Annotated in this window: 19 protein-coding genes; 12 read left to right on the top strand and 7 right to left on the bottom strand. The window is 60.0% G+C overall.

The genetic code is table 11. The features are described 5' to 3' along the window. The first annotated feature begins 138 nt into the window (after positions 1 to 138). Complete coding sequence (galE, locus tag CO583_RS02700; protein ID WP_043560537.1) at positions 139 to 1,125, top strand: UDP-glucose 4-epimerase GalE; 987 nt, start codon at positions 139 to 141, stop codon at positions 1,123 to 1,125. A gap of 38 nt (positions 1,126 to 1,163) precedes the next feature. Here galE and hemF read toward each other — a convergent pair whose 3' ends face one another. Then, positions 1,164 to 2,069: an oxygen-dependent coproporphyrinogen oxidase gene (hemF, locus tag CO583_RS02695; RefSeq protein WP_248630425.1), complete on the bottom strand. Its 906-nt coding sequence runs from the start codon at positions 2,067 to 2,069 to the stop codon at positions 1,164 to 1,166. Between the two features lie 261 nt (positions 2,070 to 2,330). Between hemF and CO583_RS02690 the strand changes: the two genes are divergently transcribed. Next, a complete protein-coding gene (locus tag CO583_RS02690) occupies positions 2,331 to 3,227 on the top strand; it encodes an S-methyl-5'-thioadenosine phosphorylase (protein ID WP_043560531.1) in 897 nt (298 codons plus the stop codon). Positions 3,228 to 3,302: 75 nt separating this feature from the next. Here the strand turns inward: CO583_RS02690 and CO583_RS02685 are convergent, their stop codons facing one another. Further along, entirely contained in the window at positions 3,303 to 4,091 is a 789-nt protein-coding gene (locus CO583_RS02685) for an SDR family oxidoreductase (RefSeq protein ID WP_249103119.1), read from the bottom strand. A gap of 322 nt (positions 4,092 to 4,413) precedes the next feature. Between CO583_RS02685 and groES the strand changes: the two genes are divergently transcribed. Then, a complete protein-coding gene (gene groES / locus CO583_RS02680; protein WP_043560528.1) occupies positions 4,414 to 4,704 on the top strand; it encodes a co-chaperone GroES in 291 nt (96 codons plus the stop codon). A 54-nt stretch (positions 4,705 to 4,758) separates the two neighbouring features. After that, positions 4,759 to 6,420 carry a chaperonin GroEL gene (gene groL / locus CO583_RS02675; protein WP_043560525.1) on the top strand — a complete coding sequence of 554 codons (1,662 nt, stop codon included), beginning with the start codon at positions 4,759 to 4,761 and terminating at the stop codon, positions 6,418 to 6,420. Between the two features lie 105 nt (positions 6,421 to 6,525). Here the strand turns inward: groL and CO583_RS02670 are convergent, their stop codons facing one another. After that, entirely contained in the window at positions 6,526 to 9,507 is a 2,982-nt protein-coding gene (locus CO583_RS02670) for an ATP-dependent DNA helicase (protein ID WP_408902081.1), read from the bottom strand. A 106-nt stretch (positions 9,508 to 9,613) separates the two neighbouring features. Between CO583_RS02670 and CO583_RS02665 the strand changes: the two genes are divergently transcribed. Together CO583_RS02665 and CO583_RS02660 are read left to right on the top strand one after the other, a co-directional pair. Next, positions 9,614 to 11,236, top strand: coding sequence for a lysine--tRNA ligase (locus CO583_RS02665; RefSeq protein ID WP_248630427.1), 1,623 nt, complete (start codon positions 9,614 to 9,616; stop codon positions 11,234 to 11,236). Between the two features lie 3 nt (positions 11,237 to 11,239). Then, a complete protein-coding gene (locus tag CO583_RS02660; RefSeq protein ID WP_232317218.1) occupies positions 11,240 to 13,279 on the top strand; it encodes a lysylphosphatidylglycerol synthase domain-containing protein in 2,040 nt (679 codons plus the stop codon). On the opposite strand, the gene CO583_RS02655 is transcribed toward CO583_RS02660, so the two are convergent. Then, positions 13,276 to 13,869: a 2'-5' RNA ligase family protein gene (locus CO583_RS02655; protein WP_248630428.1), complete on the bottom strand. Its 594-nt coding sequence runs from the start codon at positions 13,867 to 13,869 to the stop codon at positions 13,276 to 13,278. The two genes, CO583_RS02660 and CO583_RS02655, sit on opposite strands and share 4 nt — an antisense overlap. A gap of 154 nt (positions 13,870 to 14,023) precedes the next feature. Here CO583_RS02655 and CO583_RS02650 point away from each other — a divergent pair, with 154 nt between their 5' ends. From CO583_RS02650 to cyoD, 5 genes are all read left to right on the top strand, one after another. Then, a complete protein-coding gene (locus CO583_RS02650) occupies positions 14,024 to 14,788 on the top strand; it encodes a Bax inhibitor-1/YccA family protein (protein WP_043560517.1) in 765 nt (254 codons plus the stop codon). A gap of 432 nt (positions 14,789 to 15,220) precedes the next feature. Then, positions 15,221 to 16,213, top strand: coding sequence for a ubiquinol oxidase subunit II (cyoA, locus tag CO583_RS02645; RefSeq protein WP_249103118.1), 993 nt, complete (start codon positions 15,221 to 15,223; stop codon positions 16,211 to 16,213). 14 nt (positions 16,214 to 16,227) lie between these two features. Next, entirely contained in the window at positions 16,228 to 18,225 is a 1,998-nt protein-coding gene (locus tag CO583_RS02640) for a cbb3-type cytochrome c oxidase subunit I (RefSeq protein ID WP_043560513.1), read from the top strand. 18 nt (positions 18,226 to 18,243) lie between these two features. Then, entirely contained in the window at positions 18,244 to 18,858 is a 615-nt protein-coding gene (gene cyoC, locus CO583_RS02635; RefSeq protein WP_043561362.1) for a cytochrome o ubiquinol oxidase subunit III, read from the top strand. After that, entirely contained in the window at positions 18,858 to 19,196 is a 339-nt protein-coding gene (gene cyoD / locus CO583_RS02630; RefSeq protein ID WP_043560511.1) for a cytochrome o ubiquinol oxidase subunit IV, read from the top strand. Before cyoC ends, cyoD begins: the two co-directional genes overlap by 1 nt. Before the next feature lie 164 nt (positions 19,197 to 19,360). On the opposite strand, the gene fdxA is transcribed toward cyoD, so the two are convergent. The 3 genes from fdxA to CO583_RS02615 form a co-directional block, all read right to left on the bottom strand. Further along, entirely contained in the window at positions 19,361 to 19,693 is a 333-nt protein-coding gene (gene fdxA / locus CO583_RS02625; protein WP_043561359.1) for a ferredoxin FdxA, read from the bottom strand. 102 nt (positions 19,694 to 19,795) lie between these two features. Further along, on the bottom strand, positions 19,796 to 20,083 hold the full coding sequence (locus CO583_RS02620) for an RNA-binding S4 domain-containing protein (RefSeq protein ID WP_282579629.1): 288 nt from the start codon (positions 20,081 to 20,083) through the stop codon (positions 19,796 to 19,798). Then, a complete protein-coding gene (locus tag CO583_RS02615; RefSeq protein ID WP_249103116.1) occupies positions 20,080 to 22,686 on the bottom strand; it encodes a helicase-related protein in 2,607 nt (868 codons plus the stop codon). Before CO583_RS02615 ends, CO583_RS02620 begins: the two co-directional genes overlap by 4 nt. A 99-nt stretch (positions 22,687 to 22,785) precedes the next feature. Between CO583_RS02615 and CO583_RS02610 the strand changes: the two genes are divergently transcribed. Then, positions 22,786 to 24,192, top strand: coding sequence for a M17 family metallopeptidase (locus CO583_RS02610; RefSeq protein ID WP_248630430.1), 1,407 nt, complete (start codon positions 22,786 to 22,788; stop codon positions 24,190 to 24,192).

The following is a 24,192-nucleotide window of genomic DNA, read 5'->3' as shown; positions in this document are numbered from 1 at the left end:
TGCCGGAAAGTCCCATGATGACCCGCACGGATACCATGGCGTGTTTGTCAGGTAGGGACAGGATGAGCCATTGCCCAGTAACGGACTGTTTTCAGATGTCGTGAGTTCTTTCGGGGCCTTTCTGGTCAGGAGGCCCCGATGCGTTATCTCGTGACGGGTGGTGCCGGCTTTGTTGGCAGTCATGTCGTGCTTGCCCTGCTGGATGCAGGGCATGAAGTTGCTGTTCTTGATGATCTGAGCACAGGGCATCGGGCAGCCGTGCCACCTGGCGTCCCTTTCTTTCTGGTCGATCTGGCCAGTCAGGAGGCCACAGCGGGTGTGATGGCCCAGGGGCCGTGGGATGGTGTGCTGCATTTCGCTGCCCTGTCCCGTGTTGGTGACAGTGTGAGAAGGCCCCTCCATTATCTGAGGCGGAATTATCTCACCACGCTCAATCTCATCGAAGCTTGTGTGGCCCATGGCGTGAAGAAATTTGTCTTTTCCTCCACAGCGGCACTGTTTGGAGGAACGGAGCGCACTGGCCTCATTTCAGAAGCGGCATCTGTTGATCCCGGTTCCCCCTATGGGGAAAGCAAATTCATGATCGAACGTGTCCTGCATTGGGCTGACAGGATATACGGCATGAGAAGCGCCTGCCTGCGTTATTTTAATGCTGCTGGGGCCGATCCCGCTGGAAGGGCAGGTGAAGATCATCGGCCTGAAACGCACCTGATTCCTTTGACGATCGAGGCTGCGTTGGGAATGCGGCCAACGCTGAAGCTGTTTGGCCTGGATTATCCAACGATGGACGGGTCCTGTATTCGTGACTATGTGCATGTCGCCGATATTGCCGAAGCCCATCTCAGGGCGCTGGAGCAGATGGAGCAGGGCAGCATATGCTACAATATCGGGACCGGGTGCGGTTATTCCAATCTGGAGGTTATTGCCAGTGTTGAAAGGGTAAGCGGCCGGTCGGTACCTTGGGAGCCTGCTCCAAGGCGGGAAGGAGACCCTGTCAGACTGGTGGCAGACCCGGCACGACTGCACGCCGATACAGGCTGGACGCCCAGATTTGCAGGGCTTGACATGATTGTTGAAACAGCCCTGCGCTGGCGGCAGGCTCATCCGCAGGGCTATGCTGACTGATCATTCTTCAGCTCCGTATGGAGCTGGACATGAATGCTTCAGGGCCAGATGACTTCTGGTGGCATGGACATCAGGATGGCCTCGGTATTGCCGCCTGTTTTCAGGCCGAAGAGCGTCCCCCGGTCATAAAGGAGGTTGAACTCCACATAACGGCCCCGTCGCCTGAGCTGGGCCTGACGGTCTCCATCCGTCCAGGGAGTGAACATCCGCCCCCGGACGATGCCGGCATAGCTGTTCAGGAAGGCTTCTCCCACATCCCGGGTGAAGGTGAAGTCATTGGCGAGGTTCTGGCTGTCCAGCCAGTCATAGAAGATGCCGCCCAGCCCACGGGGTTCGTTGCGGTGTTTCAGGAAGAAATACTCATCACACCATTTCTTGAAGCGGGGATAGTAGTCCGGGTCGTGTCTGTCGCAGGCCTCCTGAAAGGCCCGGTGGAACGTGGCCGCATCTTCGAGGGCTTCCGGGCTTTCAGGGAACATGGGCGTGATGTCGCCACCCCCACCGAACCATCCCTTTGAGGTGATGATCATGCGGGTGTTGAAATGCGCCGCACTGACATGGGGGTTGCAGGGATGGGCCACCAGAGAGATGCCTGTGGCAAAGAAGCGTGGGTCCTCCGCCGCACCGGGAATGGTCTTGCGGAATTCTGGTGAAAATTCCCCCCAGACGGTTGAGACATTCACGCCAACCTTCTCAAAGACACGCCCCTTCATGACAGACATGACACCACCGCCACCTTCAGGCCTCTCCCAGGCCGTACGCTGGAAACGCCCCGGCAGCTCATGCCCGGCCAGAACGGGAGCGTCCCCGGCTGCTGCCTCGTCTTCCAGAGCCTCATAGGCGGCGCATATCCTGTCACGCAGGCTTTCGAACCAGCGGCGGGCCTCGTCCGTCAGGCCGGCATGGGGCAGGTCGGGCAGGGCAAAAGGCGTTGAGGATGGCATGGGCATCTCCTGATCTGTGTGGGGCAGAAATGGATGGTTTGTCACTCTGGGTTGTCATGCTGTTCATAGGCCAAAAGGCTCATTCTGGCTTACTGGCTTTTCCTGATGTTGTAAAAAGGGCAGGCAACCCTGCCTATTGATTTTTGGGTTGGTCTTCTGAAAGACTGTCCGCTATCTGATGAGAGGACTGCCGGAAGGGTTGTGCGGGACTGTGTGCCCTGCGAGCGGCGACCGGGTCGAGGCAGGATGGAGTGAGGATTTATGGTTGCAGACAAGATGATCGAACCTGTCATTGGTGTCATCGGGGGCTCAGGCCTTTATGAGATTGACGGGCTGGAAAACCGGGAGTGGCGGCGTTGTGAATCCCCTTGGGGCGCTCCTTCCGATGAGCTCCTCTTTGGCACGCTGGAGGGGGTGCGCTGCGTGTTTCTGCCCCGTCATGGCCGTGGGCATCCCATTCCGCCCTCACGTCTGAATTACCGTGCGAACATTGATGCCCTCAAGCGGGCCGGTGTGACGGACATCATCTCTCTCTCTGCCGTGGGGTCTCTGAAGGAAGAGCTGGCTCCGGGCCATTTTGTGCTGGTGGATCAGTTCATTGACCTGACACAGGGGCGCCCCCGGACCTTTTTTGAGGAAGGCTGTGTGGCCCATGTCAGCATGGGTGAGCCGGTTTCCGCCCGCATGGCCACCACGCTGGCTGATGAGGCCGAAAAGCTGGGTATCACGGTTACACGGGGCGGCAGCTATGTCGTGATCGAGGGGCCGCAGTTTTCCACCCGGGCCGAGAGCGAGCTTTATCGTTCCTGGGGGGCGTCGGTCATCGGCATGACGAACATGCCGGAGGCCCGTCTGGCCCGTGAGGCAGAAATGAACTATGCCACCGTTGCCATGGTGACCGATTATGACTGCTGGCACGAAGAGCATGAGCACGTCACGGTGGATGCTGTCGTCCGTACCATGAAGAGCAACTCCAAACATGCCCGGGAGCTTGTTCGCCGGGCCATTCCGGCCCTTGGCAAGGCCCGCCCCATCTGCACCGGTACCGGTGCAGCCGAGCGTGCGCTGGACAATGCCATCATCACGCCGCCGGAAGCCAGAGACTTCTCCGTTCTGGCCCGTCTGGACGCTGTTGCGGGGCGTGTGCTGTTCAGCTGAGCGCCAGCCTGATGGCTTTGTGAAGGGAGGGCCTCCCTGCCGGATGGCGGGGAGGTCTTTCTGCATGCAGGGCCTTCAGAAACCGTGAAGCAGGCCCCCGTCAACCGGGATGCGGGTCCCGGTAATGTAGGCCGCCAGAGGGCTGGCCAGAAAGGCGGCCATGTGCCCCAGCTCTTCGGGTTGGCCGTAGCGGCCTGCGGGCACGCCGTTTTCTTTCTGCCTGCGGAACTCTTCGAGCGGAATACCAGCCTTTTCAGCCCGTATTCTGTTCAGGGTGGCGACGCGGTCCGTCTCGAAGCGGCCGGGCAGCAGCGTATTGACCGTCACGCCATCATGGGCGACCTCCCGGGCGAGGGTTTTGCCCCAGCTGGCCAGTGCGGAGCGGAGTGCGCTGGAGAGAACGAGGTTGGGAATGGGCTCCACGATACTGGTGGAGGACACCATGATGATCCGGCCGAACTGTCGTTGCCTCATGCCCGGCAGATACTGGCCGACAAGCTGCATGACAGGCAGAAGCATCGTGGCGGTTTCTTTCTGCCAAAGTGCCGGATCGCAGGCCGTGGCAGGCTCCAGGGGCGGTCCGCCGCCATTGCCGATGATGATGTCCGTCTCCGGCATGATATTCTGGAGGGCTGTCAGGCAGGTCTGTACGCTGTCTGGTGACGAGAAATCCACGGCATGCCAGTGCGGGGTGATGCCGGTATCGGCTGCCAGATCATGAGCGGCCTGCCGCAGTCTGTTTTCATCACGGGCCAGCAGACAGGGGCGGACGCCTTCCCGTGCCAGGGATCGGGCAATGCCCAGTCCCAGCCCCCGGCTTCCTCCCATGATGATGGCTGTTCGTTCTTGCAGATGCAGGTCCATGATGGCCTCTCCTGATCCTGTAAAGACGCCCCTTTTCAGGGAATGGAAAAGAGAAGTTTTCACCTCTTCGTGGTCAGGAGCAAGAGGGAATGAAACGGTGTGGCTCATGACAGGATGCGCCTGTCCATGAATGTTTGTTTGAAAGTAAGAACGATTAAAAAATCTCCGGTGCCTCGGAGGGGAGTTCTTGACGCTACAGGGGGGCGTCACTATCTCTCATTCGCCCCGTTTGATCGGGGAGTTTACTGGTGCGCTGCTAGGATGAGCGCAATAACCCGGCTGCGCTGCTTTATGGAAGGGCCAGCCTAAAATGGAGTGATCCATGACGAAGTTTCGTCCCCTTCACGACCGTGTAGTGGTCCGCCGTCTGGACGGTGAAGAAAAAACCGCCGGTGGCATCATCATTCCTGAAACAGCCAAGGAAAAGCCGATGGAAGGCGAGGTCCTGGCCGTTGGGTCCGGTGCCCGCAATGAGCAGGGTCAGGTCGTGCCGCTGGATGTCAAGGCTGGCGACCGTGTCCTGTTTGGCAAGTGGTCCGGTACCGAGGTGAAGATCGGCGGTGAAGACCTGCTGATCATGAAAGAGAGCGACATTCTGGGCATCGTCGGCTGAGGCCACATTCCCGGACATTTTTCTCTCTGACCATCTTTGAAGGAATTAGGTGTTATGGCTGCTAAAGACGTGAAATTTGGTGCTGATGCCCGTGAGCGCATGCTCCGTGGTGTTGATATTCTTGCCAATGCCGTGAAGGTGACGCTCGGTCCGAAGGGCCGCAATGTCGTTCTGGACAAGAGCTACGGTGCCCCCCGCATCACCAAGGACGGCGTTTCCGTCGCCAAGGAGATCGAGCTGGCCGACAAGTTCGAGAACATGGGCGCACAGATGGTGCGTGAAGTGTCCTCCAAGACCAACGATGTGGCTGGTGACGGCACCACGACCGCTACCGTTCTGGCCCAGGCCATCATCCGTGAGGGTGCCAAGGCTGTCGCCGCCGGCATGAACCCGATGGACCTGAAGCGTGGCATCGACAAGGCCGTGCTGCGTGTTGTGGAAGAGCTGAAGACCCGCACCAAGAAGATCTCCTCCCAGGATGAGATTTCCCAAGTTGGCACGATCTCTGCCAACGGCGAGTCCGAAGTCGGCAAGATGATCTCCGAAGCCATGGAGAAGGTCGGTCACGAGGGTGTCATCACGGTGGAAGAGGCCAAGGGCCTGCACACCGAGCTGGATGTCGTGGAAGGCATGCAGTTTGACCGTGGCTACATCTCCCCGTACTTCGTGACGAACACGGAGAAGATGACGGCTGATCTGGAAAACCCCTACATCCTGATCCATGAGAAGAAGATCTCTTCTCTCCAGCCAATGTTGCCGCTGCTGGAAAGCGTCGTGCAGTCTGGCCGCCCGCTGCTGATCATCGCCGAGGAAGTCGATGGTGAGGCTCTGGCCACGCTGGTCGTCAACAAGCTGCGTGGTGGCCTGAAGATCGCTGCCGTGAAGGCTCCGGGCTTCGGTGACCGTCGCAAGGCCATGCTGGAAGACATCGCCATCGTGACCGGTGGTCAGGTCGTCTCCGAGGATATCGGCATCAAGCTGGAATCCGTCACGCTGGACATGCTTGGCACGGCCAAGAAGGTGCATATCGACAAGGAGAACACCACCATCGTCGAGGGTGCCGGTGCTGCCGAGGGCATCAAGGGCCGTTGCGCCCAGATCCGCTCCCAGATCGAAGCCACGACATCCGACTATGACCGTGAGAAGCTCCAGGAGCGTCTGGCCAAGCTGGCTGGTGGCGTTGCCGTCATCCGCGTCGGTGGTAGCACCGAGGTCGAGGTGAAGGAGCGCAAGGACCGCGTTGATGATGCCCTGCACGCAACCCGTGCGGCTGTTGAGGAAGGTATCGTCCCGGGTGGTGGTACGGCTCTGGCCCGTGCAAGCCTGCTGTTCGATGACCTGACCTTCGAGAATGACGACCAGCGTGCTGGTGCCCAGATCGTTCGCAAGGCTCTTCAGGCTCCGCTGCGCCAGATTGCCCACAATGCTGGTGAAGATGGTGCCGTGATTGCTGGCAAGGTGCTGGAACTGAGCAACTATAACGAAGGCTTTGACGCCCAGAAGGGTGAGTACAAGGACCTCGTGGCTGCCGGTATCATTGACCCGACCAAGGTCGTCCGCACGGCCCTTCAGGATGCAGCCTCCGTGGCTGGCCTGCTGATCACCACCGAAGCCATGGTTGCCGAGCGTCCGGAGAAGAAGTCCGACGATGCTGCTGGTGCCGGTATGGGTGGCATGGGCGGAATGGGTGGCATGGGTGGTATGGGCGGCTTCTGATCGCTCATCCTTCCCCATCCCGGTCACTCTGGCCGGGATGGCCTCCTGTCCCGTACAGGCAGAAAGAAAAGCCTCGCTCTTTCGGGAGCGGGGCTTTTTTGTGTTTTACCTGTTCAGGAAGCCGTCAATGTCTGTCAGTGCTTCGCTCAGCGGTAGACGCTGGACAGGTACGCCATCAGGGAAGGCGGAGAGAAGGCGGGACGGCATCCGGCTGTCCAGAATGATGAACACGCCCCGGTCATCAGCCCGGCGGATGAGGCGCCCGAAGGCCTGACGCAGGCGCATCCGGGTGATGAGGTCGTCATAATCGCCCGGCCTGCCGCCGGAAAGATGGCGGCGGCGTTCCCGGTGAAGAATGTCGGGCCGGGGCCAGGGGGTACGTTCCATCACCACCATGCGGAGGGCCTCTCCAGGGACATCCACGCCATCACGCATGGCATCCGTGCCCAGCAGGCAGCTGTTCGTCTCGGTACGGAAGACATCCACCAGCGTGGGGTTGTTCATGGCGTCCACATGCTGGGCGTAGAGGGGGATGTTCTTCATCCCCAGCGGCTCATGGATGCGGCGGTGGACCTCTTTCAGCCGTTGAATGGCTGTGAAAAGCCCCAGAGCTCCTCCATTGGCGGTTTCAAAAAGAGCCTGAAAGGCCTGCGCCTGTGCTGCCGGGTCCCGTGAGACATCCGTGATGATGTAGGCCCGTGTCTGGTGGGCATAGTCGAAGGGACTCATCAGGGCAGCCCGCATGGGGGGCTTGAGGAAATGCGCCGTGCCCAGTCGTCGCTCAGCCTTTTCCCATCCGGCTTCCCCGTCTTCATCCGGGCTGCGGTCCCGCAGGGTGGCGGAGGTGATGAGCAGCCCGTGCGTGGTGCTTTGCAGGGTGCTGGCGAAGGGAATGGTCGGGTCCAGCCAGTGGCGGTTCAGGGCAATGTCGTGTCCTCCCTGGAGGAGCCGTGTGGGGGGTAAAGGCTCCCGGTGGATGAAGTCCACATAGGTCGGCAGGCTTGTCTGGGCAACGGGTTGCTCCATGATGGCCCGTACCATGCTGATCCACCCTTGAAGGCGGGAGAGGGCACGGCGATGCAGGCTGCGTATGGTTCCCTCCAGCCGTTGCTGGAAGGCTGTATCGGGGTCTTCCTCCTGCGCTTCCAGAGCTTCCTGAAGGTGCCGGATGATCCGGTCCAGCGGGGTGACGATGTCCTGAAGGGCCGTGAGCAGGGTTTCGGCGTGCTCACGCAGCGGGGCGGGTATGGGGTGCAGGTCGCATTCCTGGCGAGGATAATGGCCCTGCTGGCCGCGGGTCTGCATCTGTATTTCCGCTATGCGGGCATCCAGATGCATGTCCAGCATCTGGAGGAACGCCTCGGCCGGTTGGGGGAGGGACGCTTCCTCGACCATGGCGAGGGGGAAAGGGTCTTCCTCATCGTCATCAGGCGGGGTGGCAGGCCTGTCTTCCAGCGGGGGGACGTCTGGTGGCGGCGGGGCCATGCGGGCCTGCCGGGCCTCGTGCAGGCGTCCGCTCCAGCCGGGGCGTGGCAGGCCTTTCTGTGTGGCAAGGACAAGCTCCTGAAGGGCATCCTTGAGGGCTGGCAGGCGCTCCATCAGGTCTTCCATGCGGCGCATCAGGCCACGGGCACGGGAGCGGCTCCCCTCAGCCCCGAGTATCCAGCGGCGCAGGTCGGCTGCTTCCAGCCCGGAGAAGACCAGAGAGAAGGCACTGTCTGCTGCATCAGGGATGTGATGGCCTTCATCAAAGACATAACGGGTGGGGACGCCATTTTCGTCTGCCAGATTGCCGGGTGCCATGTCCTGCGGCAGCATGGCGTTCCACGCTGCCTGGGACAGGACGAGCGCATGGTTGGCGATGACGAACCGGGCATGTTGTGCACGGCGTATGCCATGCTCGATGAAGCAGCTCTGATAATGCGGGCAGGCGGAATGGATGCACTCGCCCCGCCGGTCGGCAATCATGTTCAGCAGCCCGGGCTGGAACAGGTCCCCGAACCAGCCGGGAAGGTCGCCCCCCATCAGGTCGCCATCTTCCGTGGTCTCGGCCCAGAGAGCGAGAAAGACCAGCGGGATGAGGCCAGGCTGCGCCTGTGGCTGGCGGTTGAGAAGGGCGGTGGTGATATCTTCCAGGTTCAGGAGGCAGAGATAGTTTTCCCGCCCCTTGCGGATGACGGCAAGCTCATGCCGTTCTGTCGGATCGGGGTAAAGACGGGTCAGTTCCTGTTCGATCTGCCGTTGCAGATGGCGGGTATAGGTACTGACCCAGACAGCTCCGTCATTCTTTTCGGCCCAGAGGCTGGCCGGGGCGATGTAGCCCATTGTCTTGCCCGTGCCGGTACCCGCCTCAGCCAGCATGATGTTGGGGGCATTGGCGACATCCCGGGGGGTGAAGGCGTAGCTGGTGGCCGAGGCAAAATCGGCCTGACCGGGGCGGGGTTCTGCATGCCTGCCCAGCAGGGCGGAAAGACGCCTGCGGGCTTCCTGCTGGCTGACTGGCTGGCTGCCAGCAGGGGGACGGGGCGCACGCTCCTCCCACTGGGGCAGGCGCCGCCATATTTTCAGGGCATCAATTTCTCTGGATCGTCCCGAAGATGCAGAGGGAGGAGGCAGGGCCTCTTTCACGATGTCGTGCCAGCTCCATCCGGCCTGGTCCAGAGTGGGCAGCAGAAGGTGGAGCGTGGCGATTTTCTGGGAAGGCTGTCCTGACAGCTCATCCAGAAGGTGCTGGGCAATACGGTAGAGACTGTCGGCCTGTAGGGGAGCTGTATCCGTCGGTTCTGCAAGGCCCAGCTCCAGGGCGAGGCCACGGGCTGTCGGGGTCACGCTCCGGGCCGGATGGACGAGAAGGAAGAGTTCCAGCAGGTCCAGCCAGGGAGCGGGAAGAGGTTCCGGGGGCAGTGCCAGCAGACGGAGCGTGGCAGGCCCGTGGATGAGCAGCGGCGGCGGCAGCTGGCGGAGCATGTCCCGGACTTCGGCAAGGGGGATGTCCAGCACCTCACCATCAGGCGTGATGAGGGAGGAGAGGCCATGTCGTGCGATCAGGGCTGGCGCATCAAGGTAGGAGCGGAACAGGCTGGGCATGCTCCAACTCATACACAGGAAGTCCCCCTTCTGCGAGGGGAAAGCAGTGCACGCCCCGCCTGCATACTTGACCAGAGGGGGGAGGGTTCATAATTAACGTAGTCTTATGCAGAACAAAACGCCTTCTCCCCAGAATGATTCGTCTTTCCCCAAGCTCTGGCCGTTTGAGGAAGCCCGTAAACTGGCCGCCCGTGTGGCAGACAGGGACCCCAGCAAACCGGTTCTGATGGAGACAGGCTACGGGCCTTCCGGCCTGCCGCATATCGGTACGTTTGGCGAAGTGGCCCGGACGACATGGGTTCGGCAGGCTTTTGAGAAGCTGACAGGTCGCCAGACCCGTCTTCTGGCCTTTTCTGATGACATGGATGCCCTGCGCAAGGTGCCGGGCAATGTCCCCCAGCAGGAGATGCTGGCTGAGCATCTTGGCCTGCCGCTCTCCCGTATTCCCGATCCGTTTGGCACGCATGAGAGTTTTGCGGCGCACAACAATGCCCGCCTGCGCCAGTTCCTTGATGCGTTCGGGTTCGATTATGAATTTGCTTCTGCAACCGATTACTACACGTCCGGCATCTTCGATGCGGCGCTGAAGCGTGTTCTGGAAGAGCATGACCGCATCATCGAGGTGATCGCTCCCACGCTGGGCAAGGAACGGCGGGCGACCTATTCCCCCGTGCTGCCGATCCATCCCGAGACGGGCCGTGTCATGCAGGTGCCCATCATCAGCGTGAACCCGGAAGCCGGGACAGTCGTCTGGAAGGACGAGGACGGGAAGAGCTTTGAGACATCCGTCTATGGCGGACAGGCCAAGATGCAGTGGAAGGCCGACTGGGCCATGCGCTGGTATGCTCTGGGTGTCGATTATGAGATGTCCGGCAAGGACCTCATCGACAGCGTGAAGCTTTCCTCCAGGATATGCCGCATTCTTGGCAGTGAGCCACCGCTGAACCTGACCTATGAGCTGTTCCTCGATGCCAATGGGCAGAAGATCAGCAAGTCCAAGGGAAATGGCCTCTCCGTGGAGGAATGGCTGCGGTACGGCCCGTCGGAGAGTCTGGCTCATTACATGTTCCAGCAGCCGACCCGTGCCAAAAGGCTCTATACGGACATGATCCCCAGAGCCACGGATGAATATCTGGCCCTCGTGCAGAAGGGTGAGCAGCAGAGCGCAGAGGAGTTCCTTTCCAACCCGGTATGGTTCATCCATGAAGGGAAACTGCGCCCGCAGGATACCAGCCCGGTTTCCTTCACAGCCCTGCTGAATCTGGCCAGTGTGGCCAATGCCAGGGAAGTGGAGACACTCTGGAAGTTCCTGCGGCGTTATGATTCCAGCCTGTCGCCAGAGACACATCCTTATGTGGCACGGCTGGTGCAGCACGCTCTGGATTACTTCAATGAGCGTGTCCGTCCGACCAAGGTGTTCCGTGCTCCGACGGAGACAGAGCGCAAAGGTCTGGAAGACCTCGCAGCAACGCTGAAGACGGTGCCGGACAATGCGACCCCGGATGATGTGCAGAATGTCGTATTTGAGGTCGGCAAGCGTTACTTTGCCAAGCCGGAGCTGCGGTCCTGGTTCGGGTGCCTGTATGAGGTGCTGCTGGGGCAGAAAGAGGGCCCCCGCTTCGGCATTTTTGCGGCTTTGTTTGGCCTGAAGGAGACTGTTGCCCTCATTGATGAGGCTCTGGCACGTCCTGTTGAGCCTGCCGGGGCAACGGAGGAAACCAGAGGCTGAGGCATGACGGCTCCCTCCGGTATGCCAGATGGTGCGGATGCCTCTCCGTCACTTGCTGACGGACGGCTGCGGCGTTTTCTGACGCGTCTGCCGGCCATGGTGGGGCTGGTCCTGCTCATTTTTGCGGGGCTGGTGATCTGGCGGGAGCTTCAGCATCTGTCCCTCCAGCAGGTGATGGCGGGGCTTCATGCCATTCCTGCCGCCGCCTTGTGGAAGGGGGCCGGGGCAACCATTCTTTCTTATGCCATCCTGTCTTTCTACGATGGTCTGGCCTGTCATCATGTGCAGGCGGGCATTTCGTGGCGGCGGTCAGCCTTTGTGGCGTTCTGTTCCTATGTCCTGTCCCATAATCTTGGGTGCGCAGCCATTTCGGGCACGGCTGTGCGCTACAGGCTCTATCGTAACTGGGGTGTGCCGGGGATCAAGATTGCGGCCATCGTGGCGTTCTGTTCCGTCACCTACTGGCTGGGGATGCTGGGGCTTGTGGGGTTCATCCTGCTGGCCCAGCCGGGCATTATTCCTTATGTCCGTCATCTGCCGCCCTGGGTAACTGATCTTGGGGGAGCAGCCTGTTTCTCTGTCCTGCTGGCCTATGTGCTTCTGCCCTGCTGGAAGCAGGAAGTGCATATTGGCAGGTGGACATTGCGGTTTCCAGACTGGCGGATCGGGCTGGGGCAGATCCTGTCCAGCATGGCGGACATGTCTGCTACCGCCCTGATCGCCTGGTGTGTGCTGGATACGCTGCCCAATGGGAGCGGCCTGACATTTGGCGGGTTTCTGGCCATCTATATCGGGGCTTACACGGCCGGTCTGCTGGCCAATGTTCCGGGTGGGCTGGGAGTGTTCGACAGCACCATGCTGCTGGCGCTGTCCCCGTGGTTTTCCGTGCCGCACATCATGGCAGGGATTCTGGTTTTTCGCCTGTTCTATTACATCATTCCCCTGCTTCTGGCGGGTGCCATGTTTGCCGGGCATGAGCTGTTCATAAAAGGGGCACCTCTGCTGGCCCGGTTTGGCAGGACCGTGGAGCACAGCCAGAGTCTGCGTTCATCTGAAGCGGATTTCGCCACGATCGTTGCCACGGGCAGTCAGGCCGTGCTGGGCATCGTCATCGTGGTTTATGCCCTTCTGGCACCATTGCCTCCGTTCCATTCTTTCTGGAGTGCGGTCCTTCTTCAGGGCGCCGCTTTTCTGCTGACCCTCATCGGGGTGATGCTCGTCGGCCTGTCTCTGGGGCTGTCCCAGCGGGTGGCGTTGGCCTGGCGGCTTTCTGTCGGGGCTCTGTCCATCACGCTGTTGATCCTGACCGTAAGGCAGGCCCATTGGGTGGCTTTTCTTGTCGTGCTGGCCGTGCTGTTCGTTTTGCTGCCATTCCGCAAGACCTATTACAGGCAGGCTTACTGGCGGGTAGAGCCGTTTTCTCCTTTTGTTCTGGCGCCATTCTCGCTCTGGCTGTGTGGGTTGGCCGGTGTCAGCTGGATCGCCCGTCAGCGGCATCTCGGGCATGTCTGGTGGCGTTCTATGGTTCATGATGCCCATACGGCGGTCGGGCGCTGGTTTCTCGGTGGTGCGGCCGTGTGCTGTCTGCTGGGGCTGTGGTTTGCCCTGAGGAAAGCACGGCTGCATCTTCTCCCATGGAACATGGATGCCCGGGTGCAGTACGCCTGCCTTCAGGATTCAGCAGAGGCTCTTTCCCTGCCGTGTGAGCGCCTTTTCGTGCCTGATGGCATGTTGTCGGATGCAACAGGGAAGGCTGCCTGCGCGGTGGTCCGGCTGAAGCCTTTCCTGCTGTCGGAGCCAGTGCTCCTGTGTCTGGGCGGAGCCGTGGGGGCACGGGGACAGCGGGGTGGTGCTGTCTGGCGGCTGCGGGATTACGCCGTGCAGGAGGGGTGCCAGCTGGCCGTCCTTCAGCAGGGAGCACGGCAGGCGGACATCTACGCCTCTTTCGGCCTTGGTCTTTTTTCTCTTGAAGGCGACGAGGGATGGTTTCTTGTCTGCCGGCCGGAAGATTATCACGCCCTGAAGCTGCTGCTGGGCCTTTAGAAAAACCCGTTTTCCTCATCAGTCAGAAGAGGGCTGACGTGCGGCAGGGCAAGCCCCGGCTGGGCCGGGTAGGCTTCCAGAATCTGGAGATGGGGGCCGGTGCCAGAAGGCAGATGCTCTACCAGACTGATGTGGTCTACTGTCATTTCAGAGCTGTGAAAGAGGTTGTGCCGCTGTATCCATGGGATGAGATCGGTCGGGGAGGCCGGTTCCAGCCAGGCAATGGTCACTTCCGGGACGACGGCACGGCGGGGCAGGGAGAGGCCTGCGCGGCGGAGGGTGCTGGCAAGCCGCTTCTGCAAGGCAAGCAGCGGGGCCTGCGGAGTGAGGCTGACTGTCAGCCGGTGTTCCATCTCTCCCATCTGATGGCCGACCTGATGGAGGGCCAGAGAGAAAGGTTCCCATCGCAGGTGGGACAGGGTCATGTCCAGCTCCTCCATCTCGTGGCGGCTGTTTAGGTGGCCAAGGGGCTGGAGGGGGATCAGACACTGTTCTGCCGGTGACCAGCGGACATCATCCAGACTGCCACGCAGCAGGCCAAGTTCTGCCTGTATGGTGGGGGACAGCGTGAGGGCGAGGGAAAGATTCATGGGGCCTCCCGCAAATCAGGGAGATTAACAAAAAGAAAGTCAGGGTCTTGTCCTGAATTCTTGACTTGGGAAGAAACTACCCCACATTCTACGGGAACGATAGGGGCGGGCCCAGTGAGTCCCCCCTGAAGACTTATCGCAGCAAGTGGATATCATGGCTTTCCATTCCGATTACGAGACAACACGAGGACAGGCGGCTGCCGCTTTTGATGCGGGTCTGCGGGCTTACATGCTGCGTGTCTACAACTGGATGGCTCTTGCTCTGGGGATAACGGGGGTGACGGCCTATGCCGTGGTCCATACGTCGCTCCGGGCGCTGTTCTTTCATGTCGTGCAGAGAGGGGATGCTTTTGCGCTGGCTCCGACCGGACTGGGGATGGTGAGTGTTTTCGCCCCTCTGGCCTTTGTCATGGTGCTGTCCTTTGGTGTGAACCGTCTCTCCCGTTCGACAGTGCAGCTTCTGTTTGTGCTGTTCAGCGTGGCCATGGGCGTCAGCATGGCATCGCTGCTTCTGGCCTACACAGGGTCTTCTGTTGTCCGGACATTCTTTATTGCCGCCTCCCTGTATGGCGTCATGTCTCTCTGGGGGTATGTGACGAACCGGTCCCTCATGGGGATGGGGTCGTTCCTGACGATGGGGCTGATAGGTCTGGTGATCGCTTCTCTGGTCAACATGTTCATCCCGGCCCATGGGCTGACAGTGGCCATATCTTTCATCGGGGTGCTGCTGTTCACGGGGCTGACAGCTTATGACACCCAGCGCATCAAGCTTTCCTATCAGCAGTATGCGTCTGTCCTCCCGGCTGAAGAGACGGGGAAGATGGGGATCTATGATGCCCTGACGATGTATCTGAATTTTGTAAATCTCTTTCAGTTCCTGCTGCAGTTTACAGGGACAAGATCTGGTGGGCGCGATTGATCCACTGATGAGTCGGGTCAGTGTCCTGACAGGAAGAGGAGCCTCCGGGCTCCTTTTTTGTTGCGATTTTTTGCGGTTGAAAGGAAAATGGAAAATTAAGCGATCATCTTCTTGTTTTTGATGAAAATATGATGTTTTCTCAGAAATGGCAGATAACCGGTCTTTTTTTAAAAAGACCGACGGGGTTCCTTTTTTTTATGAGGCTTGCCCCCTTGTAATCTCCGTTATTCGGGAAGAATAAAGTGGGCGGCACTGGGGTCTCAGGGCTCCATATTTCATATTGAGTACGGAGGGAGTTCCCTTCTGTTGTCAGGATACGAACGGGAAAGGCACATATAAGATGACAACGTTCGGTGGCGATCGCGCTGTCCTGACTGTGTCAGAAAGTGTTCCGGCCTTTTTATGGCGGAACAACAGATAGAGGCAGGATCCATGAAAAGACTCTGGCGATTTTTCCCGGCGTTGCCTGCATTGATGCTGTCGGGCTGTACGGTTGATCTTCTTCAGCCAGCCGGCCCGATCGGGGAAGGTAATCGCGACATGATGGTGCTTGAATGGGCCGTCATGATGTGCGTTGTGGTTCCGGTGATTATTGCGACACTCGTATTTGCCTGGAAATACCGGGCTTCCAATACGAAGGCGGAATATCTGCGGAACTGGTCACATTCAAACAAGATTGAAGTGTTCATCTGGGGTGTCCCCATTCTGATCATTCTTGTTCTGAGTGTCTTCAATTACTGGAGCACGCATTATTACGACCCGTACAAGCCCATCTCCAAAGAGATGCAGGTAAAAGTTGGTGCGCCTGATGCAAAGCCGCTCCATGTGGAAGTTGTTTCCCTGGACTGGAAGTGGCTGTTCATTTACCCAGACCTTGGGATTGCAACCATCAACGAGCTGGATGTCCCCACAAAGACACCTCTGGATTTCCGGATTACGTCTGACAGTGTGATGACATCGTTCTTCATTCCGCAGCTGGGGTCACAGATCTACAGCATGGCCGGGATGGAAACACAGCTCCACCTGATGGCAAGCCGCCCGGGCAACTTCCAGGGTGAGGCCGCCCAGTACACGGGGCCGGGCTTCTCCGACATGCGCTTCCGCACGATTGCCATGCCGCAGGAGCAGTTTGACGCCTGGGTACAGAATGTACGCAGTGGCGACAATCCGCTTGCAGCCAAGGAAGCCCTGGATGCACAGACGTACCTGAAATATCACGCCGCACCGGCTGCCCCGCATGATGAGGCACCCAAGCCGGCTCCGGTCGTGTATTTCTCCAACGTACAGTCTGGGCTGTTTGAGAGCATTGTTGCGAAATACAATGTCGGCATGACCCATGAGAACCACGGCACGAGCATGGGCGACAAGTCCATGGACATGCCTGCTGAGTCTCATACGGCTGCACCTTCCAATACCGGCATGTGAGGACTGATCTAAAGATGCTCGGAAAACTTACCCTTTCGTCCATACCGTATGATGTGCCGATTCTTGTCGGTACATTCATCGGTGTGGCTGTAATCGGGATTGCCGTTCTTGCGGCGGTCACCTATTTCAAAAAATGGGGTTATCTGTGGCGCGAGTGGCTGACCACGGTCGACCACAAGAAGCTCGCCATCATGTATGTTGTTCTCGGTCTCGTCATGCTTGTGCGTGGCTTTGCCGATGCGCTGATGATGCGTACACAGCTTGCCCTTGCCTACGCAGGTAACCCCGGTTATCTGCCTCCGCACCATTATGACCAGGTCTTCTCGGCCCATGGTACGATCATGATCTTCTTCATGGCCATGGTGATGATGCAGGCCCTGTTCAACTTCGTGGTGCCATTGCAGATTGGTGCGCGCGACGTTGCGTTCCCGCTGATCAACTCGATCAGCTTCTACATGACGCTCGTCAGTGCCATTCTCATCAACATCTCCCTCTTCATTGGTGAGTTCTCCAATGTTGGCTGGCTCGGCTACCCGCCGATCTCCGAACTGCAGTTCAATCCCGGCGTCGGTGTGGATTACTACATCTGGTCGGTGCAGATCTCCGGTATCGGTACTCTGCTGACAGGGATGAACTTCCTGACGACGATCATCAAGCTGCGTGCCCCCGGCATGAAGTGGATGCACATTCCTGTCTTCACATGGACGGCTTTCTTTGCCTGCATCATGATCCTGACGACCTTCCCGGTTCTGACGGTTTCCATGGCTCTGCTGGCTCTGGATCGTTACCTCGGCATGCACTTCTTTACCAATGATGGTGGCGGTAGCGTCATGCTCTACCTGAACCTGATCTGGTCCTGGGGTCATCCGGAAGTTTACATCCTCATCCTGCCTGCCTTCGGTGTGTTCTCCGAAATTGCAGCGACCTTCTCCGGCAAGCCGCTCTTCGGCTATGCCACGATGGTCATCGCAACGGGTATCATCACCTTCCTGGGCAGCATCGTGTGGGTTCACCACTTCTTCACGATGGGTGCTGGTGCTGATGTGAACACCTTCTTCGGTATCATGACGATGTTCATCGCCGTGCCGACGGGTGTGAAGATATTCAACTGGCTCTTCACCATGTACAAGGGGCGTGTCCGCTTCGAAGGTCCGATGCACTGGATCGTCGGCTTCATGATCACCTTCTCCATCGGTGGTATGACCGGTGTCATGATGGCCATGCCGGCAGCAGACTGGGTGATCCACAACTCCCTGTTCCTGGTGGCGCACTTCCATAACGTGATTATTGGTGGTGTGTTCTTCGGTTACGTGGCTGGTCTGAGCTACTGGTTCCCGAAGGCTTTCGGCTACAAGATGCGCGATGTCTGGGGTAAATGGGCGTTCCGTTTCTGGTTCGTCGGTTTCTACCTCTCCTTCATCCCGCTCTATGCTGTTGGTCTGGAGGGCATGACCCGTCGTATGAACCATTACGACAACCCGAACTGGCACCCCTGGCTGCTCGTGGCCTGTGTTGGCGTGTTCGTTCTGGCTGCCGGTCTGGCCTGCCAGGTCATCCAGTTCGTGCTGGCTGCGTTTGACGCCGTCAACAAGAAGCCGGATGCTCTGGATCTGACGGGTGACAACTGGGGTTCTGGCCGTACGCTGGAATGGTCCCTTCCGTCTCCGGTTCCGCACTACAACTTCGCACGTCTGCCGGTCATCCGTGGCCTGGATACGTTCCATATCGAGAAGGAGCTGGGTCGCCCGGCACCGGTCTCCGAGCTGGAGCCGATCCACATGCCGAAATATTCGGCGGTTGGCCCGATGCTGGGTGCCTGCGGGCTGCTGATCGGCTTTGCGCTGGTCTGGCACATCTGGTGGGCTGTGATCGTAGGGCTGGTCGTAGCCTTCTTCACCATCGTTCACCGCAGTGCGAACCTGGATGTTGATTTCTACGTCACCGTGGAAGAGATCCGTGCTGATGAAGAAGCTTTTGCCCGGCGGCTTGCCGCTGCCAAGGCAGCAGAGTAAAGGGAGGCGATGAAAACCATGTCTTATGACGTAATGCACGCGCCCTCTGCTCATCACGATGAGCATGAGCATCATCAGCAGGAAACCACGATCTTTGGTTTCTGGATCTACCTGATGACAGACTGTATCATTTTCGGCACGCTGTTTGCCGTCTTTGCTACACTCTGCCATCACTTTGCTGGTGGGCCGACGGGGAAGGACCTGTTCGATATCAAGAATGTTGAGATCGAAACAGCCATCCTGCTTTTCTCCTCCATCACCTACGGCTTTGCTTCCATCAACGCCCACAAGAAGAACAAGGGTGCCGTGCTGGGTTGGCTGCTGCTGACCTTCGTGCTCGGCGTGTCCTTCGTCGTTCTGGAGATCAACGAGTTCCACGAGCTCGTGGCTCACGGCGCAGGGCCGGACAAGTCCGCCTTCCTGTCTTCTTTCTTCACGCTGGTAGGGACACATGGGCTGCATGTCACGATCGGTCTGATCTGGATGCTGGTCCTGTTCTTCCAGATCATGGGCAAACAGGGGCTTAGCACCCGGATGCAGACGAAACTGACGTGCCTGAGCCTGTTCTGGCATTTCCTTGACATCGTCTGGATCTGCGTCTTTTCCTTCGTTTACCTGGGGAGTGTTGTCTAATGAGCGGGAATCATACGACATCGCACGAAGGTGAAAATCACGGCTCCTATGGCTCCTACATTGTAGGGTTCATCCTTGCCGTGGTCCTGACAGTGGCATCCTTTGCCACTGTTCTCAGCAAGGCCTTCTCCTTCTGGCAGACGATTGCCATTCTCGGTGTGCTGGCTGCGGTCCAGATGGTCGTCCATCTGATCTTCTTCCTGCACATGGGTACGAAGAGCCTCTCCCAGCGGCAGAATCTGGCAGCTTTCATCGTGACGGCCCTGATGGTCCTGATCGTGGTTGCCGGGTATCTGTTCGTTCTCTGGGACGCTCAGGCGAACATGATGGCTGGTTGATAGACCGGCCCATCATGTCAGCGACATGAAGAAACCGGTGGGGGGAAACCTCCACCGGTTTTTTTTATGTGTGATGCAGCCGTGGCAGCCATGCAAAGAAAAACCCCCGGAAGGACAATTCCCCCCGGAGGTTCTGCTCCGTTCCAGCAGGAAGAAGGCTGGCGTCAGTCCTTGTGTGGCTCTTCGGAGAGCATCTCACGCTTGCCTTCCTTGCCGTTCCATTCCTCACGGTCGGCCGGGGGCGTGCCCTTCTGGCTCATGTTCGGCCAGATGGCTGAATATTTGGCATTGATCTCCATCCAGTCAGCGGCACGGGCATCACTGTCGGGGAAGATGGCTTCTGCCGGGCACTCAGGCTCGCACACGCCGCAGTCAATGCATTCATCAGGATTGATGACGAGGAAGTTCTCACCAGCGTAGAAGCAGTCAACGGGGCAGACTTCCACACAGTCCATGAACTTGCAGCGAACACAGTTTTCTGTGACCACATAGGCCATTATTGCCGTCTCCGGTTTGGTGTTGCAGGCCAGCCAAACGGCCCATTTCAAAGATTCCAGCACTGATATGCCGAAAGCGGAGGGCCTTTTGCAAGCCTATTGTCAGAAATTGGCCGTCTTTTCCTCGATCTGTTCATAAAGGAGGGCGGCCTCTCTGGCAGGACCACGTCGCTCTCCCAGCTGCATGACACGCCATACGCAGACCTCCCCCTGACGGTGGGGAGAGGCGAAGCTGACGATGTCTCCCAACCGGAGGCGGGCATGGGTCTTGTGGGTCCGCTGCCCGTTGATGCGAACCCGTCCCTTGCGGATGAAGGCGGCGCAGAGACCACGGGTTTTGGCCAGGCGGGTGTAATAGAGCCAGAGATCAAGCCGCTGTCCGTCCATCATGATGATCTGCCAGATGACCAGTTCCGGAGGGTTGCGAATGGTGAGTCGGCCTGCTTCTGGGCGGCTTTCTGTTCCCTGCGGCCAGCAGACGGTTTCTGTTGCCGGTTCCTGCGCCGTTCGGTGCCTTTCTGGCGGCCGGAAGGCCGTGTGTCCCTGTGGCCCGTCCGACCCAGAATGATGAGGGGCGAGGCGACGCCATACTGCCCGGCCGAAAGCGGCTGCGGCGCATGATGGGGAATGTTCAGGCTCTTGAGCAGGGCGGGTAGCAGGGTCGCCTTTATCCCGAGGGATGAAGCCAGTGTGTCGGGAGCCACGATATTGCGGCTGGGCTGCCTGCCGTGGGGACGAAGGATGGAGAGCAGGGCATCCAGCCTGTCCAGACGGACATGCACGGGGCCGGCCTTTTCCCAGCCCGGCGGGGGGATGGGATGGCCATCGCTTGTGAGACAGATTCGGGCGGCATCGGGTGTGGCCTGCTGGCGGTCATGCCAGATGTTGTGCAGCAGGACCATCATCGGCAGGCAGGCCGGGCGGAACAGCTGCGGGCAGTAGACCTGCCGCCAGCCGATGCGAACCCCGCTGCGGTGCAGGCGTTTTCTCTCGGCAGGGGTAAGGGTGCGGTCTTCGGGCAGGGTAGGGGTGGTGCCGCCATCCTCCCGCAGGCGGTAATAGAGGCCACGCAGGGTGGGACTGTCCTGCAGCTTGTCTTCCAGACGGAAAAAGAATTCCAGAACGGTGCTGATCCGCTCCGTCATCAGGGCCTGAAGATGGGTCTGTACCTGTCGGCTCTGGTGGTTGTCCTGAAACTCACCGGGCAGAAGCTGGATGAGGGGGTGAAACAGGTCATCGCCCCGCACGAGGGTGGCAATGGGGGCACCTTCCCAGTGAATCTGCCTGTCATCGGTCAGGGTGAACCGGCTGATGTCCTGTGTGAGGAAATGGCGTATCCGGGCGGGCATGGCCTGCCGCAGGGCACGCCTGCCTGCCCGGCGCAGCAGGTCACCCTCCCGGCTGTCGGCGGGCGTGTCGATCTGCATGGTGAAGCCCACAATCTGCCCGACCTCGTGCCCTTCCACGATGATGCGGTTCTGGGGGGTGACGGCATGGAGAGCCTCGGAGGCCGCCCCGGGTTCAGGACGGCGGAGCAGGGCGGTGGCCCGCCTGTTGACGAAGCGTTCCTTCAGCCGTTCATGCAGCGTGTCGGAGAGGCGGTCCTCCACGGCACGGCAGCGTTCCTGCCACTGGCGGCTCTGGTGCATCCAGCCCGTCCGGGCAGCCACATAGGCGCAGACCCGTACGCCGGAGAGCCGGTGCATCAGTGTGTCCATGTCGCCATCTAGCCTGTCCAGCCCTCTCAGCTGGCCTTCCATCCACGCTGGAGGGATGCGGCGATGTTTCAGGAGGTCAAGGAACAGGCGGGCACAGAGGCGTGTATGGCTGCCATCGCCCAGCTTGCGGAAGTCCGGAATCTGGCAGACATCCCAGAGCAGTTCCGTTGCCCTGTGGCCACGGGCCACCTCCCGGATGTCGTCCATCTGCATGAGGCCGGTCAGGACATCCAGATCGGAGGCCGTACGCCCGGTGATCAGGCCGGGGCGGGGAGGCTTGCGCATCAGGCTGTTGAGAAGCGTCTCGGGCGAGGTGTAATCCAGAGCCGTCTGCCGCCAGTAGACGGCCTTGATGGCCTCGAACTCATGGTCTTCCACTGCCTTGACGAGCTGCTGGCTCATGGGCGGGCAGGAGGCCGTCGTGCCGAAGGTACCATCCCTCATGCCCCGGCCAGCCCGACCGGTGATCTGGGCGACTTCCTGCGGCGTGAGGGCACGGGAGTTCTGGCCGTCAAACTTGTGCAGGGCGGCGAGGGCGACATGGTCCACATCCATGTTCAGCCCCATTCCGATGGCGTCGGTAGCCACGAGATAGTCCACATCCCGGTTCTGGTAGAGGGCGACCTGTGCATTGCGGGTACGGGGGCTGAGACGGCCCATGATGATGGCACAGCCACCCCGTTTCTGCCGGATGGCCTCGGCAATGGCATATACCTCCGTGGCGGAGAAGGCCACGATGGCCGAGCGTGGTGGCAGACGGGTGAGGTTGACCGGCCCGATGTTCGTCAGCCGGGAGAGGCGTTCCCGGGTCTCGATCGTGATGCCGGGAACCAGCTGCCGGAGCAGCCCCCGGATGGTCTCAGCCCCCAGAAAGAGCGTTTCTCCCTTGCCACGGGCATGGAGGAGCCGGTCGGTGAAGATGTGGCCACGGTCCGGGTCTGCGGCGAGCTGGATCTCGTCAATGCCGACAAAATCCACCTTCCGGTCCAGCGGCATGGCCTCCACCGTGCAGGAGAACCAGCGGGCCCCCGGTGGAATGATTTTTTCTTCCCCTGTCAGCAGGGCGACATGGCGCTCGCCTTTCAGCTTCACGAGGCGCTCGTAATTCTCCCGGGCCAGCAGGCGGAGGGGAAAGCCGATGATGCCGCTCTGGTGCGCCATCATGCGGGTCAGGGCGTAATGGGTCTTGCCGGTGTTGGTGGGGCCAAGTACGGCATGGATCACCCCCGATTGCCGGGAAGTGGCTGGGGCAAAGGCTGGATGTGGTCCCGTCATGGCTGGAATGATCTTGCCTGAATCGGATAAAAGCAAGACATTCCATGCAGTTTTTCAGGAAGGCCAGAGTCACGCTCTGGATGATGGGACGGTATCCATATGTCTGACGCTCCGTTTTTGCCCCTCTGTACCTCTGGCGATGGTGGGGTGGCTCTCCCCCTCCATCTGGTCAAGGCGGGTGATGAGGCGACCCTTGCCCACCTGCTGGGGGAGCATGAGGCCTTCCTGCGGCAGCAGGGCTTCGAGGGGTGTGCGGGGCAGTTCACCTTCCTGCCGGGTGGTTCCGGTGTGGCCGGGGCCGTGTTCTGCGTGGAGGAGGGGCGAGGCCCCATGCCTTATGGTGCCCTGCCTGCCCATCTGAAGGAAGGATGCTGGCAGCCGCAGCCTGAAGGGCAGGAGGACGCCGCTCACGACGCCATGCTGGAGGAGCTGGTTCTGGGGTTCTGCCTTGGGGCGTATGATTATTCGCTGAAGCATGAGGGAGGCAAAGACCAGAAGACGGGGCCAAAACTCTGCATTCCGGCCAGCCTTGGGAGAGAGGCCCGGATTCTGGCCCGGGCTGCCTGGCTGGGGCGGGACCTTATCAACACGCCCGCCAATCTCATGGGACCGGCGGAGCTGGCTACTGCTGCCCGCAGGATGCTGGAGGAGCGGAAGGTTGCGGTTGAGCTGGTGGAAGGTGAGGCTCTGGAGAAAGCCTATCCCTGTCTGGCGGCGGTGGGTGCCGGGTCGGACAGACCAGCCGTGGTCGTGATCGGCCGCCGGGATGGCCGGAGCAAGGATGCTCCCCGCCTGTCCCTCGTGGGGAAGGGCGTCTGCTTCGATACGGGCGGGTATGACATCAAGCCCGGCTCCTCCATGGCGAAGATGAAGAAGGACATGGGCGGGGCTGCCCTGATGCTGGCACTGGCCTGTGCCCTGCTGGATGCCGGAACTGACATTGCGCTGGAAATCCGCCTCGGCTGTGTGGAGAACAGCGTCTCCGGCCATGCCATGCGCCCGGGGGACGTGCTGACAACCCGAAGGGGGCTGCGTGTCGAGGTGGGCAACACGGATGCGGAGGGGCGTCTCGTTCTGGCAGACCTTCTGGCAGAGGCTGCCGAGAGCCAGCCTGACGTCCTGTTGGATGCGGCGACGCTGACGGGGGCCGCCCGTGTGGCTCTGGGGCCTGACCTGCCTGCCCTTTTCAGCAATGACGAGGAGCTGGCGGACCATATCCTGGCCTCCGGCAGGGAAGCTCACGACCCGCTCTGGCAGCTGCCGCTCTGGGCAGATTATGACGGCTGGATGGACAGCTCCATTGCGGACTGCAACAACCTGTCATCCCGCCCGATGGCCGGGGCGATCACGGCGGCCCTGTTCCTCCAGCGTTTCGTTCCGGAAGGGCAGAGATGGGCGCATGTGGATACCTATGCGTGGAATGACACGGCCCGGCCCGGTCGTCCCGCAGGCGGGGAGGTGCTGGCCCTGAGGGCACTTTTCCGTGCGTTCTCGGAAAGTTTCTGA

The organism is Parasaccharibacter sp. TMW2.1882 (assembly GCF_023337635.1).
GTDB classification, from domain to species: domain Bacteria; phylum Pseudomonadota; class Alphaproteobacteria; order Acetobacterales; family Acetobacteraceae; genus Bombella; species Bombella apis.
The sequence above is the reverse complement of the archived record's forward strand: the minus strand, read 5'-3'. Positions and strand labels throughout refer to the sequence as shown.

Coding starts and splice junctions, on each gene's coding strand:
- CO583_RS02620 (WP_282579629.1), bottom strand. CDS start 20,083: ATGATGGACGGACAGCGGCTTGATCTCTGGCTCTATTACACCCGCCTG.
- CO583_RS02660 (WP_232317218.1), top strand. CDS start 11,240: ATGACGGCTCCCTCCGGTATGCCAGATGGTGCGGATGCCTCTCCGTCA.
- CO583_RS02650 (WP_043560517.1), top strand. CDS start 14,024: ATGGCTTTCCATTCCGATTACGAGACAACACGAGGACAGGCGGCTGCC.
- CO583_RS02670 (WP_408902081.1), bottom strand. CDS start 9,507: ATGCCCAGCCTGTTCCGCTCCTACCTTGATGCGCCAGCCCTGATCGCA.
- CO583_RS02615 (WP_249103116.1), bottom strand. CDS start 22,686: ATGACGGGACCACATCCAGCCTTTGCCCCAGCCACTTCCCGGCAATCG.
- hemF (WP_248630425.1), bottom strand. CDS start 2,069: ATGCCATCCTCAACGCCTTTTGCCCTGCCCGACCTGCCCCATGCCGGC.
- CO583_RS02665 (WP_248630427.1), top strand. CDS start 9,614: ATGCAGAACAAAACGCCTTCTCCCCAGAATGATTCGTCTTTCCCCAAG.
- cyoD (WP_043560511.1), top strand. CDS start 18,858: ATGAGCGGGAATCATACGACATCGCACGAAGGTGAAAATCACGGCTCC.
- cyoC (WP_043561362.1), top strand. CDS start 18,244: ATGTCTTATGACGTAATGCACGCGCCCTCTGCTCATCACGATGAGCAT.
- fdxA (WP_043561359.1), bottom strand. CDS start 19,693: ATGGCCTATGTGGTCACAGAAAACTGTGTTCGCTGCAAGTTCATGGAC.
- groES (WP_043560528.1), top strand. CDS start 4,414: ATGACGAAGTTTCGTCCCCTTCACGACCGTGTAGTGGTCCGCCGTCTG.
- groL (WP_043560525.1), top strand. CDS start 4,759: ATGGCTGCTAAAGACGTGAAATTTGGTGCTGATGCCCGTGAGCGCATG.
- galE (WP_043560537.1), top strand. CDS start 139: ATGCGTTATCTCGTGACGGGTGGTGCCGGCTTTGTTGGCAGTCATGTC.
- cyoA (WP_249103118.1), top strand. CDS start 15,221: ATGAAAAGACTCTGGCGATTTTTCCCGGCGTTGCCTGCATTGATGCTG.
- CO583_RS02610 (WP_248630430.1), top strand. CDS start 22,786: ATGTCTGACGCTCCGTTTTTGCCCCTCTGTACCTCTGGCGATGGTGGG.
- CO583_RS02690 (WP_043560531.1), top strand. CDS start 2,331: ATGGTTGCAGACAAGATGATCGAACCTGTCATTGGTGTCATCGGGGGC.
- CO583_RS02685 (WP_249103119.1), bottom strand. CDS start 4,091: ATGGACCTGCATCTGCAAGAACGAACAGCCATCATCATGGGAGGAAGC.
- CO583_RS02655 (WP_248630428.1), bottom strand. CDS start 13,869: ATGAATCTTTCCCTCGCCCTCACGCTGTCCCCCACCATACAGGCAGAA.
- CO583_RS02640 (WP_043560513.1), top strand. CDS start 16,228: ATGCTCGGAAAACTTACCCTTTCGTCCATACCGTATGATGTGCCGATT.